This window comes from Oceanobacillus sp. FSL H7-0719 (assembly GCF_045040795.1).
Lineage (GTDB): Bacteria > Bacillota > Bacilli > Bacillales > Amphibacillaceae > Oceanobacillus.
In genome coordinates this window covers 3,412,501-3,430,073 of sequence record NZ_CP150301.1, presented here as the reverse complement: position 1 = coordinate 3,430,073, position 17,573 = coordinate 3,412,501, and the positions used below count along the sequence as shown (strand labels likewise).

Genomic DNA, 17,573 nt, shown 5'->3' with positions numbered 1-17,573 from the left:
TTGTGAAATACTGGTACAAAAGATAGCAGAGGTGGTAAATAACGTTGACCGTAATCAGTTTTACAAGTAAAAATAAACAAAAACCACTAATTTATTAGACTAACACAATAAAATAAGACAATATAAACACCTGCACCATAGTATAATCAATAAATACTATTCGTAGGTTGTTTTTGCTATTAAAAAGTTCAAAACCGACTGACCCGTATTTTAAATTTTGCAGAGCTAAATGAAAGTTTAACACCACATAGCTTGCGACACCTCCATAATTCCCTATTGGCATAAGCTGGTGTACCTTTAGAATTAATTATGGAACGACTCTCACTAGGAACTAGAAATGTTTATTTACATATAACAAAAGAAATAAAAAAAAGAGGCATCCATCAAATTCAGTAAATTGATGGATGACCTCTAATTAAGCCCACTTGCTTTTTTGGTGACTCCCCAGCTTATATACCTTTGCTAGAGCTTAATATATAAGGGGATAGAGCGATGAATTACATCATGCCGCCCATTCCACCCATTCCGCCCATATCAGGCATTGCAGGTGCACCGCCTTCTTCTGGCTGGTCTGCTACTACAGCTTCAGTAGTTAAGAACATTGCTGCTACAGATGCTGCGTTTTGCAGAGCATAACGAGTTACTTTTGTTGGATCAACGATACCAGCTTCAATCATGTTTACCCATTCGTTTGTAGCTGCGTTAAAGCCGATGCCAACTTCTTCACCTTTCAGGCGTTCAACAACGATAGATCCTTCAAGACCTGCGTTTGTAGCGATTTGACGTACTGGCTCTTCAATAGCGCGAAGAACAATATTAACACCAGTCGCTTCATCACCTTCAAGTGCTAATTCACTTACTTTCTTATACACTTCGATTAAAGCAGTTCCACCACCGGAAACGATACCTTCTTCTACTGCAGCACGAGTAGAGTTCAATGCATCTTCAATGCGAAGTTTGCGTTCTTTAAGTTCTGTTTCAGTTGCAGCTCCAACTTTGATTACTGCAACACCACCAGCTAATTTAGCAAGGCGTTCTTGTAATTTTTCTTTATCGAATTCTGAAGTTGTTTCTTCAGCTTGTGCACGGATTTGTGCTACACGGCTGCTGATTGCTTCTGGATTACCAGCACCTTCAACAATAGTCGTGTGTTCTTTTGTTACAACAACTTTTGCAGCGCGACCAAGTTGTTCGATTGTAGCACTCTTCAGATCTAATCCAAGATCTTCTGTAATTACTTCTCCGCCAGTCAGGACACCAATGTCTTCAAGCATTGCTTTACGACGGTCACCGAATCCTGGAGCTTTAACTGCTACAGCGTTGAATGTTCCGCGAAGCTTGTTCACAACTAGAGTTGCAAGTGCTTCACCTTCAACATCTTCAGCAATAAGAAGTAATGGTTTGCCTTGTTGAACAACTTGTTCAAGAACTGGCAATACTTCTTGGATGTTGCCGATTTTTTTATCTGTAATTAAAATGTATGGATCTTCTAAAACTGCTTCCATCTTATCTTGGTCAGTAACCATGTATGGTGAAGCATATCCACGATCAAATTGCATGCCTTCAACAACTTCAAGCTCTGTGCTGAAGCCTCTTGATTCTTCAATTGTAATCACACCGTCTTTACCAACGCGTTCCATTGCTTCTGCAATTAGATCCCCAACTTCTGAATCATTTGCAGAGATTGCTGCAACCTGTGAAATTGCTTCTCTGTTTTCAACAGATTTAGAAACCTGTTTTAATTCAGTAACAGCTTCAGCAACTGCCTTCTCGATACCACGGCGGATCCCTACAGGGTTTGCTCCTGAAGTTACGTTTTTAAGTCCTTCACGAATCATTGCTTGTGCAAGCACAGTAGCTGTCGTTGTACCGTCCCCAGCAACATCATTTGTCTTTGATGCTACTTCAGATACTAATTGTGCACCCATATTTTCGAATGCATCTTCTAATTCAATTTCTTTAGCAATTGTTACACCATCATTTGTGATTAGTGGTGAACCGAATTTCTTATCCAGAACAACGTTGCGACCCTTTGGTCCAAGTGTTACTTTAACTGCGTCTGCTAATGTATCCACTCCACGAGCTAATGCACGGCGTGCGTCTTCACTAAATTTAATATCCTTAGCCATAAATAAAGTCCTCCTTCAATTTTTCACAAATACGTATTCTATTTCATTTATTAACTTTTACGTTTAAATTTTGAACTTAGCCAATTACTGCTAAAATATCATTTTCTCTAAGAATTAAATACTCTTTGCCTTCGAATGTAACTTCTGTACCAGCAAATTTAGAATAAATAATGCGGTCTCCTTCAGAAACTTCTAATGCAGCCTTTTCTCCACTATCTGTAACGCGGCCAGAACCAACTGCTACAACACGGCCTTCCTGTGGTTTTTCTTGTGCAGATTCTGGAAGTACAATTCCACTTGCTGTTGTTTCTTCTTGTTCTACAAGTTCGATAACAACACGATCTCCTAATGGTTTAATCATTTAGAATTCCTCCTTGATTCAAGCTCTATTTTTTATTATTAGCACTCAAGACTCTTGAGTGCTAATCACTAATATTATAATAATTAATTACTTCAAAAAATGCAAGCAATGTCCTTTTAAACTTTATTTAAATTTTATTTTAATTCCACTTCTCATAAAACTGTATTGTATATGTATTTCTTTTCGTTTTTGGCAACACTTTAATTATAACCCACGTCCATTGTATGATAAAATACTAGGGATATGTAATATATATAATTAGATGGTCATAAAAGAATATCGTCCGGCTATATTCGAGGCGGTACTCTTACCCGGCCTTCACATTCAACATCCATGCAGGTCTATAGATAAAGGAGTCGTTAAACATTGCCTAAAAGATATTGGTATGTCATTCTTACCTATTTAATTGTACAATTTTCTGCAATTCCTGTTGCTTTATTTGTTAAAAGCTTTTTTATTGATTATTACACAGATATTATTATTTACTGGAATATTTTCAGTTTTATTGCTGGGCTATTTGCGATATTGTATTTAATGAAACCAGATATGCAAATGCGTGCCGATCCCGAGGCCGCTACGGCCGGCAGTATTATTGGCTGGTCTATCCTTGGTATATTGCTGGCATTCCTTGTTCAATATGCAGCAGCTCTAATCGAGGTCTTCATACTAGGTATTCCTGCTGGGTCAGAGAATACGATGCAGATTATGGACATTGCTCGTTATAACCCGCTATTCATTCTGTTGCCTGCAATCATAGCACCAATCTTAGAAGAAATTATCTTTCGGAAGATTATTTTTGGCACACTATACAAACGAATGAATTTCATCCTTGCAGCATTGCTTTCCGGATTGATTTTTGGTGTCATTCATATGGAGCTTTCCCATCTCCTTGGATATACGACAATGGGAATGGTCTTCGCTTTTCTGTATGTGAAAACCAAACGAATTATCGTACCTATTATCGTCCATGCCGGAATGAACTCAATTGTAGTCATTGCGCAGTATTCAATTACACCTGAAGAAATTGAAAATATGCAAAAAATGCTTGATGATTTACAAATGATTCTCCTTCATATATTTTAAAACAGTGATAAAAAATGAGCTGCATGTATCTTCCATGCAGCTCATTTTTTATTGAATCTCTCTTAAAGTATTCAATATTTCTTCATTCTCTTCAATTTCCCCATCTATTACTGTATAACGTATCGTAAAAATATCATTATCCTGTACAAAGATGCGGCCAATTTCTTCTTGATTATCTTGTGTGCTGTCTTCTGTTAAAGAAAAATGATAAAACACTTCATTTTCTGTTTCTATTTCATTTAACCGTTCAAATTCAAGTGTCCCTGTTGCGATTTCACTCAGATTTAATTCAAATACATGAAGGAAGTTTTCCAGCCCACTCTGTTCATTGCCATCTTCATAATAATCCACAGTAACAATCTTGCTGTAGTTCCCTAAGTTCTCATCAGGATGAATATATTCAGCAACTGCTTCACCCTCTTCTTCATTATAACTCGCTAGTATCCAATCTTCATTGTCGAGGGGCAGTTCCAAATTGGAAAGGACTGCAGCATAATCTCCTTCCATTTCTGCGGCTTCTGCTCTTGGCTCCTTCGTTTCACTGTCAATTGCATTCACTTCAATCACTTCCGAACTGTAAATCTTCCATTCTCCAGCATCTGGTCTCAGTAAATGTTCGCCAATCGTTTCATTTTTTTCGAAATCAGGACCTTCCAGCTTTATTGTTTGCTGCACATAAGAAACCACTGCTTCATCCTGTGATTTTTCCTTAACAGTTACATTACTTAAATCGATGTCCAGTGTATAATTAAAAAGCTCCTCAATTGTCTCACTCGTTGTCGCATAGACTGGAGAATCTGGATGTATTGTTGCCATATAGCCATCAAAGTCTTGTTCCATTAACTTTTCAACATTCGTTGCAACAACAGAAGTCAGCGTATCATCTGTTATTTCTTCAGGTTGATCTGTTTCCTCTGCCTCTTTATTCGAGCATGCTGCTAAAAATAAAAAACATAAAAATAGCAGCATTAAATTTCTCTTCAATTAAAACACCCCTGCTCCATTCTTCCCTTAGTCTGTATTTAATTTCTTTCCATAAACAAGGCTTTCTTATAAAAGAAAGCCTTATTGTATCTTGTTTATTTACTTTCTAATGGATAATGCTTCAGGAAGTATACAAGCGCTTGCAATTCAACCGTCAGATCGATATGGTGCACGCGAACATTGTCAGGTACTGTAATACGAACCGGAGTAAAGTTGAGAATACCTTTAATGCCGATATCTACTAATTTTTCGGTTATCGCATCAGCCTCTGAAACCGGCACTGTCAAAATAGCAACTTCGATATCTCCAAGCTTTTCAGTTAGCTCATCTATCCCATAAACCGGAATGCCACCATACACTTTGCCAATTTTTTCTTCATCACTGTCAAAAGCCATTTTGATTTGGATATTATTGTTTTTTGTAAAATTATAATTTAAGAATGCTGTTCCAAGATTACCTACCCCAATCAATGCTACATCTGTCAGTTCATGTTGGTCTAATGTACTGCGGAAAAACCCTAATAAGTATTCCACATTATAACCATAGCCCTTTTTTCCTAACGCGCCGAAATAAGAAAAGTCGCGACGAATCGTTGCAGAATCAACCTTTATCGCTTCAGAAAGTTCTTTAGATGATACACGTTTTTTCCCTTGCTGATTTAGATTGTTCAAATAACGATAATATAATGGAAGTCGCTTTGCTGTTGCCTGTGGTATCTTATTTTGTTTCATATTAATACCTCATTTCATATGTAAACGTTATAATTAGTCCTGTCTCTATTCTAACAGAAATTAACTGAAATGTCGTGATTATTTTCACAATCTGTTTTCTTATATAATGATTTTACGATACAATAGTTTTAATGGGGTGAATTTATGATTTTAATGCAATTAAATGCACTATCAAAATCATTTGGTGCAGATAATATATTATCAAATATTAAGATTGAAATAAGAGACTTGGATCGGATTGCAATTGTTGGGAGAAATGGTGCTGGTAAATCAACACTTTTAAAAATTATGGCGGGTGAGCTCACCTATGATGATGGAGAGTTAATTAAGCCAAAGGATCTGACTATTGGTTATCTGTCCCAGCATATGTCTCTAGAGTCCGGTAAAACCATTTGGAATGAGCTAATAACCGTCTTTGATTCTTTAAGAAAGCAAGAAGAAAATCTGCGAAATATAGAAAAACAGCTGGAATCTGCAACAGATTATGCAAGCCCGGCTTACGAGAAATTATTAGCTGATTACGATCGTTTGCAGCAAGCGTTCCAGACAGGTGGCGGATATACATATGAAGCCGAGATTAAATCGGTGCTCAACGGACTGAACTTTCAGGACTACGATTATGATACGGAAATCAGTGAACTTAGTGGCGGCCAAAAAACAAGGCTTGCACTCGGCAAACTGCTTCTGCAAAAACCACAGCTGCTCATTCTTGATGAGCCTACAAACCATCTGGATATCGAAACGCTGAGCTGGCTTGAATCCTATTTAAAAGGTTATCCTGGAGCAGTTGTCATCGTTTCTCATGACCGCTATTTCCTTGATAAAACCGTATCCATTGTATATGAAATAGCACGTCATAAAACGAAAAAGTATCATGGAACTTATAGTAAATTTCTAGAACAAAAAGCTTTAGATTATGAGCAAGAACGTAAAGAATTTGAAAAGCAGCAAACGGAAATTAAACAAATGGAAGATTTTATTCAACGCAATATTGCACGCGCATCCACAACGAAACGTGCACAAAGCAGGAGAAAGCAGCTGGAAAAGCTGGACCGCATCGAAAGACCACTAGGCGATGAAGCATCTGCTTCATTTACATTTGAAATCAATAAAAGAAGTGGGAATGATGTATTAAAAGCAGAAAACCTTTCCTTACAGTATCCGAATGAAGCGAAGCCAACTTTTCAACATGCGAACCTTCAAGTCAATCGTGGCGAACGCATTGTTTTAATTGGTCCAAACGGTGTGGGAAAAACAAGCCTTTTAAAAATCCTGATTGGGAAATTAGAGGCTTCTTCAGGCAGCTTTCAACTTGGAACGAATGTTCAGATTGGCTACTATGACCAAGAGCAAGCAAATCTTTCTTCTAACAAAACTGTATTACAAGAGCTTTGGGATGAATATCCGCTTGTAATGGAAAAGGATATTCGAACCGTTTTAGGGAATTTCCTTTTTAGTGGGGATGATGTGCTTAAACCGGTAAATGCGCTAAGCGGCGGAGAAAAAGCACGGCTTGCACTTGCAAAGCTAATGATGCAAAGGGCTAATCTGCTCATTCTCGACGAGCCGACAAACCACCTGGATATTGACAGCAAAGAAGTGCTTGAAGCAGCACTGATGGACTTTCCGGGAACCATCTTATTCGTTTCCCATGATCGTTACTTTATTAATCGCATTACAGACCAAGTTGCCAAAATGAGTAAGGATGGCATTAAGATGTATCTTGGTGATTATGATTATTATACGGAAAAATTAGAGGAAGAGGCCGAACTTGCCCGTCTCGAAGCCCCTAAAGAAACAATGGTAAAGACGGATGATCGTAAACGCAGCTTTAAAGAGGAAAAGCAGCTTCAAAGTGAAAAAAGAAAAAAAGAAAGAAGAATTGCAGAAATAGAAAAGCAAATTGAAGAAAAAGAAAATGAAATTACATTACTTGAAGAAGAAATGACGAAGCCTGAAATATTTCAGGACCACACAAAGGCACTGGAATTAACTGGGCTTAGTGAAGACCTGAAACAACAGGTTGAGACTTTATTAGAAGAATGGACTGACCTGCAAGAGGAGTTATAGCTTAACTTGTTATGGAGGTAACGATATGGTAGTTGCAGTAATTACACTGATTATCCTGATTGTAATAAATGCTTTCTTTGCTGCATCTGAAATAGCTTTAATCGGGCTTAATGATAACAAAGTAAAGCAAATGGCGGAATCAGGAAATAAAAAATATATTATGCTTAATAATTTAATTCAAGAACCCAGCCGGTTTTTAAGCACCATCCAGATTGGCATCACTTTAGCAGGCTTTCTTGCAAGTGCGTTTGCAGCAGATTTCTTTGCTCAGCCACTTGCAACATGGCTTGATACACTCGGTATGCCAATCGCCTATTCAACATTAAATACTGTAAGTGTTATTATAATTACATTAACCTTATCTTATTTTACACTTGTACTCGGTGAACTTGTACCGAAGAAACTTGCTCTGCAAAAATCAGAACAAATTTCTTTAGCGATTGCCAGCCCACTGACAATTCTATTTAAAATCTTTTTCCCTGTTGTTAAATTTTTAACACTATCTACAAATGCTGTTGTCCGCCTGCTGGGCGGGGACCCTCATGCCAGGGATGAAGATATAACAGAAGAAGAAATACGTATGATGGTTGATGTTGGCGGTGAACGCGGAACGATTAATAAAGCTGAGAAAGCGATGATCAATCGCATCTTCGAATTTAATGATAAATATGTTTCAAATATTATTACGCATCGCACAGATATGTCTGTACTCTCAATTGATGCTTCACTTGAAGAGACAATATCACTTGTTAACAGTGATCCATATTCCAGATTCCCTGTCTATGAAGGCGATGTGGATAATATCCTTGGTGTGCTGCATATAAAAGATCTATTTCATTATATTGATGGATTCAAAGAAACTGAATTTGATTTAAAGAATCTTATACGCAAACCTTATTTTGTAATTGAAACAAGAAAAATTGACGATTTATTTGCCAGTATGAAAAAGAAAAACATTCATATTGCAATCGTACTTGATGAATATGGTGGAACAGAAGGCTTAGTGACAATAGAAGATATCATTGAGGAAATTGTTGGTGAAATTTCTAGTGAAGATGATATTTTAACAACACAAGACGAGGCAATCAAAGTGATTGGACCGAATAAATATGCTGTAGAAGGAATTACTAACCTTTATCAGCTTGAAGAGATTATCGGCATTGGCTTGCCTGTCAGCAAATATGATACATTAAACGGATTTTTAATCAATCAAATTGGCCATATTCCAGAACCGGATGAACGTCCTGTAGTTCACTTCAATCAAACTGAATTTAGAATAAGTAAGATGGCAGAGAACCGAATTGACTTGATTATTGTTACCATGAATGAATAAAAAGCACGCTGCTAATTGCAGCGTGCTTTTTAGGATTATATTATAGTAATCTTTTATTTAAATAAATAATCATTCTGAATCGTGTACTCGACTGCAATTCTGTAGATAATTCCTAAACCGAGCATGATAGACAACACAGAGCTTCCACCATAGCTGATTAAAGGTAGTGGAATTCCTGTCACCGGCATAATTCCGATTGTCATTCCTATATTTTGAAATACATGCACTAAAATAAGACTTAAATAACCAAAACAGAAATAGGAAGCAAATGGAACAAACTTATATATACTTAAACCTAGTGAAACCAGTTTATAAAGCAGCAGGAAGAAAAGTAAAATAACAAATGCGCCACCCACAAATCCAAATGTCTCACCAATAACAGAGTAGATAAAGTCTGTTTGTGCTTCTGGATAATACACTTCAATCCCGCCTATTCCTTTACCGGACAGCTGACCAGAACCAAGTCCCATAAAAGCCCGATCAAAGTGCCAGTTTGCACCCTCTGATGATTGTGTTGGGTCGAACCATGTCAGTATACGATCAATCTGATATGCCTTACCCGGTCCAACTATCTGCTTAGCCAAATCGGCAAAGTTAACAATAAAAGCAAGAAGAGCTCCAAGTAACGCACCTATTGCGGCCACAAGACTCAAAATAATTTTCCAGCTGATTCCTGAGAAAATAATCATCATTCCTAAAATAAATAAATACACCATTGCCGTACCGAAATCGGGCTGCAGCATAATTAACCCAACAGGCAAAGCAGTAAGTGCTACTAATTTCATTAACAAGAGCAGATCACTTTTAAAATCGGCTTTTTCAAACTTTTCCTTATGTTTGCTAATTGTAACGGAGAGATAGAGTATCGTTGTCAACTTAACAAATTCAGCCGGTTGAATGGAAAAGGGAAGACCAGGAACTCTATTAAACCAACTTTTCGCCCCATTAACAGGTTCTGCTATCGATGCTGGACTTATATATAATAAAATAAGTGCCAACACGCCCGCGATATAAATATATACACTTGCCTTATATAATTGCTCCATATCTAAAAACTGAATGGCTGCACCAATTAAAACTCCAGTAGCAAAAAAAACAATTTGCATAAACACAAAATTTCTACCTTCGTATTGCTCAAGCTGCTGTGCACTATAAATTGCTATTAGGCTTGTAGTAAAAAATAAAACTAACAATATAAGCAAATCGCTCTGTATATAATATGACTGTTTTTTTGACATTGCTGCATCACCAAACTTCTTAAATTATCTAACTCAATATTTTTCTTTCCCAAAATACTTATCCACAAATAGCAGCGTTAGAAATGTGCGATTTTCTTATTGTTCACAAGCTTATGCACAATATCCACATTTTAAAATCATTATATCCACATTTTTATCAACAAATTAATAATTGCTATCCCAATGATTCACATGAATATCCACATGGCTGTGAATAACCTGTTATTAAAGAAGTTCTAAAGAGGGATTTGCATTTAAATCCAGTCCAGAACGTTTTCCTTGTTCATAGGCTATAGTTCCAGCTGCTGCTATCATAGCAGCATTATCTGTACAAAGATTTAAAGGTGGAATCAATATAGGAATGCCTTCTTTTTCAAACTGGCTTAACAGTTCTGTTCTTAAGCCTCTATTTGCAGCAACACCACCAGCAACAATCACTTGTTTCACATTAAATTCCTTTGCAGCCCGCAATGTTTTTGTAGTCAGTACATCGATGACACTTGCTTGAAAGCTTGCTGCTATATCTTCATCTTTTAATGTTTCACCGCGTTGCTCCGCATTGTGGATTTTGTTAATAACTGCAGACTTTAAACCACTGAAGCTAAAGTCATAACTGCCTTCCTCCAGCCATGCCCTAGGAAAATCAATCGTCGCTTTACCGGATTGCGCTAATCGATCAATTTCAGGTCCCCCAGGGTATGGAAGCTTAAGCATTCTAGCAACTTTATCATAAGCCTCTCCTGCAGCATCATCACGTGTTTCACCAACTAATTCAAAGTGTCCATGTTCCTTCATTAGAATTAGCTCTGTATGACCTCCAGAAACGATTAATGCAAGCAGCGGAAAGTCAAATTCCTGCTGAAAACGATTTGCATAAATGTGCCCTGCAATATGCTGTACACCAACTAGTGGCTTATTTTTAGCGAAAGCAAGCGCCTTTGCAGCATTTACACCAATCAACAGTGCCCCAACTAGGCCAGGGCCTTCTGTAACAGCAATCGCATCAATCTCATCCCAGTCTACCTTTGCTTGTTGGATTGTTTCTTCAAGTACTAAAGTCATTTGTTCAACATGATGCCGTGATGCAATTTCAGGAACAACACCGCCGAACCTTTTATGGCTTTCAATTTGTGATGCTACGACATTTGAAAGAATGGTATTGCCATTTTTCACTATGGATGCTGCTGTCTCATCACAACTCGTTTCTATTCCGAGTATTATATTATCTTTTGTCATTTAAAACTCACCCACATTACAATGGCATCTTCCTGATTATCAGTATAGTAATTTTTACGTATTCCTCCAGGAACAAGCCCAAATTTTCGATACATTTTCTGCGCTACAATATTTGATTTTCGTACTTCTAATGAAAGTCTTATCGCTCCAAGTTTAACAGCTGTGAGCAACACATGCTGAAATAGTTTTTCACCTAATTTATGTCCACGAAAGTCTGGAAGAATCGCAATATTTGTAATTTGTGCCTCATCAATCACGACCCACATACCTGCATAGCCAACAATACGATCATCAAGAACAACTACATAATAATGTGCATGCATATTGTCAGTCAGTTCATGATAAAATATATCTGTTGTCCATGGTGTTGTAAAGGAAGCCCTCTCTACCTCCAAAACCTGCGGAACATCATGCACTTCCATTCTCCTTATCGATAATCTATTCATGCGTTTCTTTTTCCTTTTGTTGTTTTAGCCAATTAGACTCTGCTTCAGCAAGGCGTAAATAACTCGGTATCAATTCATGTGTTTCTGCAGCATCATAACGTAAGCTTGCCAAGCCTAAGTGACTTGGCTTCGCAATATGGAATATTCCCTCCGGTATTACTGCTTTATCACCGAGTTGTTCTAAAATATCTTGGCGAAACTTATCGATTTCCGGACTTAAAAACAATATACGTTCTTTTTCCGATTTCAGCTTTTCCAATACAGCCTCCATCAGGATGTTTTTATCTTCATAAACAGGGATGAGCTGATTATTCTTCCATTTATAGAGCCCTGAATAAACCAAACCTCTTCTAGCATCAAAGAAAGGGCAAATATAACCCTCAAAGAAACTTCCTTGGTATGCCAATATCTCTAAGCTGGATACACCAACAATCGGAATATTTAGCACCCACGCAAGCGTCTTTGCTGTAGTTAAACCTATTCGAACTCCAGTATAAGAACCAGGTCCTTTGGCAACTGCTATCTGATCCAGATCTTCCGTTTTCATGCCAACTTCCTTCATTAAGGCATCAATTGCTGGCATTAATCTTGTAGAATGGTTTTTAGTCAGATTTGTTACTATTTCACCAATCACCTGTTCATTTTTCAAGATTGCTACACCTAATACATGATTCGATGTATCAATTGCAAGTATATTCATATGAAGTAACTCCTAACCATCTATTTCTCTTAATATGTTTATATAATGGTCACCAATCGCCTTAAATTCCAATTTTCGTGAGTGCTCATCTATATAATGAATAACGATTTCCAGTCTTTCTTCCGGCAAATAATCTTCTATAAATTTGGCCCATTCCACTACAGAAACCCCAACACCATTAAAATACTCGGAAAATCCGATATCTTCTTCTGAGTCTTCAAGGCGATAAACGTCCATGTGGTATAAAGGCAGTCTTCCATTATATTCCTTCACAATAGTAAAGGTTGGGCTATTCACATTACGGGTGATGCCAAGGCCTTTAGCTAACCCTTTCGTAAAAGCCGTTTTTCCAGTGCCTAACTCTCCTTCGAGTGTCAATAGATCTCCTGGACCTAAGATTGCAGCTAAGCTGCCTGCGATATGCTGTGTCTCTTCAACCGTTTTTGTTATAAACTCTTTTACCTTCAAAATGCTCACCTACTTTAAGTGATTATAGCCCGCCTTTATTAACGGCTTAAGTACGCCGCCTTCTTTAACATATACATAGTCATTTTCTTTATGTGTTACATAACCAATTTCGCTTACTTTTAAATGTAATTCTGTGGCAGCCTTTTTTACTTTTGACCAATCCGTCTGAGATACAGTACCTAATAATTCGAAGTCCTCGCCACCAAAAAATTTCCACTTTGTTTGCAATTCAGGTGAAAATTCCCTGAAATTCGGATGCACAGGGATACTCTCGTCTATTAATATAATTGAAACTTTGGAGGCCTCCGCAATTTCATGTGCTTCACTGGCTATACCATCACTTGTATCATTTAATGCCACTCGTTTTAAACCAGCTAATTCCCTAGCAAAATCTACTCGAGGTGTCGGCATACGATGACGATTAATAAAGTAATCCCAATTCTCTATATTTACTTTACCCTGCAATAAATGCAAACCTGCAGATGCATCACCTAATGTACCAGTCACAAATACGATATCACCTGCTTGTGCCTCACTGCGAAATCTGGCTTTATCTTTTTCAACTTTTCCTATAACTGTTATGGAAAGGACAAGACTATTGCCTGATACAGTGTCTCCACCGATCAAATCAGCATGATGCTGTTTAGCAAGAGTCTCCATTCCTTTAAAGACTTCATTAATGGACGTTTCTTCCAAATCTGGTGGTACTGTAATAGAAACTAAATAATATATAGGGATTGCTCCCATTGCAGCCATATCACTGAAGTTCGCAGCAAGTCCGCGATAGCCAACGTGAAATGGTTCCATCGTTTCTTTAGTAAAATGCACACCTTCTACAAAGGTATCAACTGCAACAACCAAATCATTGTTAATTTCTCGAAAAACAGCTGCATCATCACCAATTCCCTTTATTAGAGAGGACTGTTTATAATAAGGTTGCTTTATATTCTGAATTAGAGAAAACTCATCCATAATCATTCACCTTTTTCTTCTATTCACAATCTCTATGATAGCAAAAAGCAATATAAATTGAAATAATATAGGAGTAACTGATTATTCAATTGTACCAGGAAAAAAATAAAATAAATAAAAAAACAAGATTTCATAGTTGAAATCCTGTGTTTATAATCATATTTATAGTGGCGGTCCGGACGGGACTCGAACCCGCGACCTCCTGCGTGACAGGCAGGCATTCTAACCAACTGAACTACCGGACCAGTATAATGAATGTAACTTAATGAAGTTAATACTGGATTCCAGTATTGTTAAACAGATAAAATTGGTTGCGGGGACAGGATTTGAACCTGCGACCTCTGGGTTATGAGCCCAACGAGCTACCAGACTGCTCCACCCCGCGATAATAAGAAATATGCAATTTTGATTCATGCATAATAATAAAGACTGTTCGTCGTGTCTTGGGAATATTCGGAGAAGCTTACACTCCTCACAAAGCCTATTCGAGATGTTTCTCAAGGAAGTATCCGGCTTTGCTCCACCCCGCGATAATAAGAAATATGCAATTTTGATTCATGCATAATTTTTTTAGAATGCCTGGCGGCGTCCTACTCTCGCAGAGACAAAGTCTCAACTACCATCGGCGCTGGAAAGCTTAACTGCTGTGTTCGGTATGGGAACAGGTGTGACCTTTCCGCCATCACTACCAGACATTCAAAAATGAAGGACAAGTTATATTATATGCATTCTTTACAGAAAATGCAAGTATTTTTTTAACTTTATACCTTAAAAACTAAATAAGAGTAAACAACATACATCGAAAGAATTTAGTTAAGTCCTCGATCGATTAGTATTCGTCAGCTTCACATGTCACCATGCTTCTACCCCGAACCTATCAACCTCATCGTCTCTGAGGGATCTTACTCACTCGAAGTGATGGGAAGTCTCATCTTGAGGGGGGCTTCATGCTTAGATGCTTTCAGCACTTATCCTTTCCACACGTAGCTACCCAGCTATGCTCCTGGCGGAACAACTGGTACACCAGCGGTGTGTCCATCCCGGTCCTCTCGTACTAAGGACAGCTCCTCTCAAACTTCCAACGCCCACGACGGATAGGGACCGAACTGTCTCACGACGTTCTGAACCCAGCTCGCGTACCGCTTTAATGGGCGAACAGCCCAACCCTTGGGACCGACTACAGCCCCAGGATGCGATGAGCCGACATCGAGGTGCCAAACCTCCCCGTCGATGTGAACTCTTGGGGGAGATAAGCCTGTTATCCCCGGGGTAGCTTTTATCCGTTGAGCGATGGCCCTTCCATGCGGAACCACCGGATCACTAAGCCCGACTTTCGTCCCTGCTCGACTTGTAAGTCTCGCAGTCAAGCTCCCTTCTGCCTTTACACTCTACGAATGATTTCCAACCATTCTGAGGGAACCTTTGGGCGCCTCCGTTACCTTTTAGGAGGCGACCGCCCCAGTCAAACTGCCCGCCTGACACTGTCTCCGAACCGGATCACGGTCCTGGGTTAGAATGTTCATACAGCTAGGGTGGTATCCCACGGGTGCCTCCACGAAAGCTAGCGCTCTCGCTTCTAAGGCTCCCACCTATCCTGTACAAGCTGCACAAACAGTCAATATCAGGCTACAGTAAAGCTCCACGGGGTCTTTCCGTCCTGTCGCGGGTAATGTGCATCTTCACACATCGTATAATTTCACCGGGTCTCTCGTTGAGACAGTGCCCAAGTCGTTGCACCTTTCGTGCGGGTCGGAACTTACCCGACAAGGAATTTCGCTACCTTAGGACCGTTATAGTTACGGCCGCCGTTTACTGGGGCTTCGGTTCTAAGCTTCGGGTAAAACCCTAACTCTTTCCCTTAACCTTCCAGCACCGGGCAGGTGTCAGCCCCTATACTTCGCCTTTCGGCTTCGCAGAGACCTGTGTTTTTGCTAAACAGTCGCTTGGGCCTATTCACTGCGGCTCCTCCTTAAAGGAGCACCCCTTCTCCCGAAGTTACGGGGTCATTTTGCCGAGTTCCTTAACGAGAGTTCTCCCGCTCACCTTAGGATTCTCTCCTCGCCTACCTGTGTCGGTTTGCGGTACGGGCACCTATGATCTAACTAGAGGCTTTTCTTGGCAGTGTGAAATCAGGAACTTCGGTACTAAATTTCCCTCCCCATCACAGCTTGAAATTGCCAGACGGATTTGCCTATCTGACTTTCTCACTGCTTGGGCGCACACTTCCATCCGTGCGCATTCCTTATCCTTCTGCGTCCCCCCATTGCTCAAACAATCATGAGGTGGTACAGGAATATCAACCTGTTATCCATCGCCTACGCCTTTCGGCCTCGGCTTAGGTCCCGACTAACCCTGAGTGGACGAGCCTTCCTCAGGAAACCTTAGGCATTCGGTGAAAGAGATTCTCACTCTTTTTTCGCTACTCATACCGGCATTCTCACTTCTAAGCGCTCCACCAGTCCTCACGGTCTGACTTCACAGCACTTAGAACGCTCTCCTACCATTGTTCGTAAGAACAATCCGCAGCTTCGGTGATACGTTTAGCCCCGGTACATTTTCGGCGCAGAGTCACTCGACCAGTGAGCTATTACGCACTCTTTAAATGGTGGCTGCTTCTAAGCCAACATCCTGGTTGTCTGGGCAACTCCACATCCTTTTCCACTTAACGTATACTTTGGGACCTTAGCTGGCGGTCTGGGCTGTTTCCCTCTCGACTATGAACCTTATCACCCATAGTCTGACTCCCAAAAATAAGTATCTGGCATTCGGAGTTTGACTGAATTCGGTAACCCGGTGAGGGCCCCTAGTTCAATCAGTGCTCTACCTCCAGTACTCTTTTTTTGAGGCTAGCCCTAAAGCTATTTCGGAGAGAACCAGCTATCTCCGTGTTCGATTGGCATTTCACCCCTACCCACACCTCATCCCCGCATTTTTCAACATACGTGGGTTCGGGCCTCCAGTCAGTGTTACCTGACCTTCACCCTGGACATGGGTAGATCACACGGTTTCGGGTCTACGACCACATACTATAAACGCCCTATTCAGACTCGCTTTCGCTGCGGCTCCGTGTCTTCCACTTAACCTTGCATGTAATCGTAACTCGCCGGTCCATTCTACAAAAGGTACGCCGTCACCCATTAACGGGCTTCGACTACTTGTAGGCACACGGTTTCAGGTTCTATTTCACTCCCCTCCCGGGGTGCTTTTCACCTTTCCCTCACGGTACTGGTTCACTATCGGTCACTAGGTAGTATTTAGCCTTGGGAGATGGTCCTCCCGGATTCCGACGGAATTTCTCGTGTTCCGCCGTACTCAGGATACACTCCGGAGGAAACTCTTTTTCGATTACAGGGCTGTTACCTTCTGCGGCTGACCTTTCCAGGTCGATTCGTCTAAAGAATTTCTTTGTAACTCCGTATGGAGTGTCCTACAACCCCAGTAAGCAAGCTTACTGGTTTGGGCTCTTTCCGTTTCGCTCGCCGCTACTTGGGAAATCGAATTTTCTTTCTCTTCCTCTAGGTACTGAGATGTTTCAGTTCCCTAGGTCTGCCTCGTATACCCTATGAATTCAGATATACGTACTGTCCCATTACGAACAGTGGGTTTCCCCATTCGGAAATCCTCGGATATAGCGTTTACTTACAACTCCCCGAGGCATATCGGTGTTAGTCCCGTCCTTCTTCGGCTCCTAGTACCAAGGCATCCACCGTGCGCCCTTATTCACTTAACTAAGTTACAGTAAATAAAGCTTTAATTTTGCCTTTTAGGTTTATCAAATAAACCTGGTCTTACATTTATTAATCTAGCTTCGGCTCCTGAAAA

Annotated in this window: 13 protein-coding genes, 2 tRNA genes and 2 rRNA genes; 3 read left to right on the top strand and 14 right to left on the bottom strand. The window is 39.8% G+C overall.

Annotation, left to right across the window (positions count from 1 at the left end; genetic code table 11):
• Positions 1 to 497 precede the first annotated feature (497 nt).
• Entirely contained in the window at positions 498 to 2,129 is a 1,632-nt protein-coding gene (gene groL / locus NST93_RS17570; RefSeq protein WP_405099284.1) for a chaperonin GroEL, read from the bottom strand.
• A gap of 76 nt (positions 2,130 to 2,205) precedes the next feature.
• Positions 2,206 to 2,490 carry a co-chaperone GroES gene (groES, locus tag NST93_RS17565; protein ID WP_405099282.1) on the bottom strand — a complete coding sequence of 95 codons (285 nt, stop codon included), beginning with the start codon at positions 2,488 to 2,490 and terminating at the stop codon, positions 2,206 to 2,208.
• Between the two features lie 366 nt (positions 2,491 to 2,856).
• Between groES and NST93_RS17560 the strand changes: the two genes are divergently transcribed.
• On the top strand, positions 2,857 to 3,573 hold the full coding sequence (locus NST93_RS17560; protein WP_405099280.1) for a CPBP family intramembrane glutamic endopeptidase: 717 nt from the start codon (positions 2,857 to 2,859) through the stop codon (positions 3,571 to 3,573).
• 48 nt (positions 3,574 to 3,621) lie between these two features.
• Here the strand turns inward: NST93_RS17560 and NST93_RS17555 are convergent, their stop codons facing one another.
• Together NST93_RS17555 and NST93_RS17550 are read right to left on the bottom strand one after the other, a co-directional pair.
• Positions 3,622 to 4,557 carry a hypothetical protein gene (locus tag NST93_RS17555; RefSeq protein WP_405099278.1) on the bottom strand — a complete coding sequence of 312 codons (936 nt, stop codon included), beginning with the start codon at positions 4,555 to 4,557 and terminating at the stop codon, positions 3,622 to 3,624.
• A gap of 95 nt (positions 4,558 to 4,652) precedes the next feature.
• On the bottom strand, positions 4,653 to 5,288 hold the full coding sequence (locus NST93_RS17550; RefSeq protein ID WP_405099276.1) for a redox-sensing transcriptional repressor Rex: 636 nt from the start codon (positions 5,286 to 5,288) through the stop codon (positions 4,653 to 4,655).
• 144 nt (positions 5,289 to 5,432) lie between these two features.
• Between NST93_RS17550 and NST93_RS17545 the strand changes: the two genes are divergently transcribed.
• Both NST93_RS17545 and NST93_RS17540 read left to right on the top strand, forming a co-directional pair.
• On the top strand, positions 5,433 to 7,358 hold the full coding sequence (locus NST93_RS17545) for an ABC-F family ATP-binding cassette domain-containing protein (RefSeq protein WP_405099274.1): 1,926 nt from the start codon (positions 5,433 to 5,435) through the stop codon (positions 7,356 to 7,358).
• 25 nt (positions 7,359 to 7,383) lie between these two features.
• On the top strand, positions 7,384 to 8,691 hold the full coding sequence (locus tag NST93_RS17540) for a hemolysin family protein (RefSeq protein ID WP_405099272.1): 1,308 nt from the start codon (positions 7,384 to 7,386) through the stop codon (positions 8,689 to 8,691).
• A gap of 53 nt (positions 8,692 to 8,744) precedes the next feature.
• Here NST93_RS17540 and NST93_RS17535 read toward each other — a convergent pair whose 3' ends face one another.
• From NST93_RS17535 to NST93_RS17490, 10 genes are all read right to left on the bottom strand, one after another.
• Positions 8,745 to 9,929, bottom strand: coding sequence for an FtsW/RodA/SpoVE family cell cycle protein (locus NST93_RS17535; RefSeq protein ID WP_405099271.1), 1,185 nt, complete (start codon positions 9,927 to 9,929; stop codon positions 8,745 to 8,747).
• 225 nt (positions 9,930 to 10,154) lie between these two features.
• The gene (tsaD, locus tag NST93_RS17530) at positions 10,155 to 11,165 is read right to left on the bottom strand and encodes a tRNA (adenosine(37)-N6)-threonylcarbamoyltransferase complex transferase subunit TsaD (protein ID WP_405099269.1); all 1,011 of its coding nucleotides are present in this window, start codon (positions 11,163 to 11,165) and stop codon (positions 10,155 to 10,157) included.
• A complete protein-coding gene (gene rimI / locus NST93_RS17525; protein ID WP_405099267.1) occupies positions 11,162 to 11,611 on the bottom strand; it encodes a ribosomal protein S18-alanine N-acetyltransferase in 450 nt (149 codons plus the stop codon). The genes tsaD and rimI overlap by 4 nt, the downstream gene beginning before the upstream one ends.
• A complete protein-coding gene (gene tsaB, locus NST93_RS17520) occupies positions 11,604 to 12,311 on the bottom strand; it encodes a tRNA (adenosine(37)-N6)-threonylcarbamoyltransferase complex dimerization subunit type 1 TsaB (protein ID WP_405099265.1) in 708 nt (235 codons plus the stop codon). The genes rimI and tsaB overlap by 8 nt, the downstream gene beginning before the upstream one ends.
• Before the next feature lie 12 nt (positions 12,312 to 12,323).
• Positions 12,324 to 12,779, bottom strand: coding sequence for a tRNA (adenosine(37)-N6)-threonylcarbamoyltransferase complex ATPase subunit type 1 TsaE (gene tsaE / locus NST93_RS17515; RefSeq protein WP_405099263.1), 456 nt, complete (start codon positions 12,777 to 12,779; stop codon positions 12,324 to 12,326).
• A 9-nt stretch (positions 12,780 to 12,788) separates the two neighbouring features.
• Complete coding sequence (thiL, locus tag NST93_RS17510; RefSeq protein ID WP_405099261.1) at positions 12,789 to 13,751, bottom strand: thiamine-phosphate kinase; 963 nt, start codon at positions 13,749 to 13,751, stop codon at positions 12,789 to 12,791.
• A 168-nt stretch (positions 13,752 to 13,919) separates the two neighbouring features.
• Positions 13,920 to 13,996, bottom strand: a tRNA-Asp gene (locus tag NST93_RS17505).
• Positions 13,997 to 14,059: 63 nt separating this feature from the next.
• A tRNA-Met gene (locus NST93_RS17500) sits at positions 14,060 to 14,136 on the bottom strand.
• A 192-nt stretch (positions 14,137 to 14,328) separates the two neighbouring features.
• Positions 14,329 to 14,444: ribosomal RNA gene (gene rrf / locus NST93_RS17495) — 5S ribosomal RNA — on the bottom strand.
• A gap of 116 nt (positions 14,445 to 14,560) precedes the next feature.
• A 23S ribosomal RNA gene (locus NST93_RS17490) occupies positions 14,561 to 17,481 on the bottom strand.
• Positions 17,482 to 17,573 lie beyond the last annotated feature (92 nt).

What these genes read in the sequence shown, in the direction of transcription:
- NST93_RS17540 (WP_405099272.1), top strand. Translation starts at nt 7,384, where the DNA reads ATGGTAGTTGCAGTAATTACACTGATTATCCTGATTGTAATAAATGCT.
- thiL (WP_405099261.1), bottom strand. Translation starts at nt 13,751, where the DNA reads ATGGATGAGTTTTCTCTAATTCAGAATATAAAGCAACCTTATTATAAA.
- rimI (WP_405099267.1), bottom strand. Translation starts at nt 11,611, where the DNA reads ATGAATAGATTATCGATAAGGAGAATGGAAGTGCATGATGTTCCGCAG.
- tsaD (WP_405099269.1), bottom strand. Translation starts at nt 11,165, where the DNA reads ATGACAAAAGATAATATAATACTCGGAATAGAAACGAGTTGTGATGAG.
- NST93_RS17545 (WP_405099274.1), top strand. Translation starts at nt 5,433, where the DNA reads ATGATTTTAATGCAATTAAATGCACTATCAAAATCATTTGGTGCAGAT.
- groL (WP_405099284.1), bottom strand. Translation starts at nt 2,129, where the DNA reads ATGGCTAAGGATATTAAATTTAGTGAAGACGCACGCCGTGCATTAGCT.
- NST93_RS17535 (WP_405099271.1), bottom strand. Translation starts at nt 9,929, where the DNA reads ATGTCAAAAAAACAGTCATATTATATACAGAGCGATTTGCTTATATTG.
- groES (WP_405099282.1), bottom strand. Translation starts at nt 2,490, where the DNA reads ATGATTAAACCATTAGGAGATCGTGTTGTTATCGAACTTGTAGAACAA.
- NST93_RS17550 (WP_405099276.1), bottom strand. Translation starts at nt 5,288, where the DNA reads ATGAAACAAAATAAGATACCACAGGCAACAGCAAAGCGACTTCCATTA.
- tsaB (WP_405099265.1), bottom strand. Translation starts at nt 12,311, where the DNA reads ATGAATATACTTGCAATTGATACATCGAATCATGTATTAGGTGTAGCA.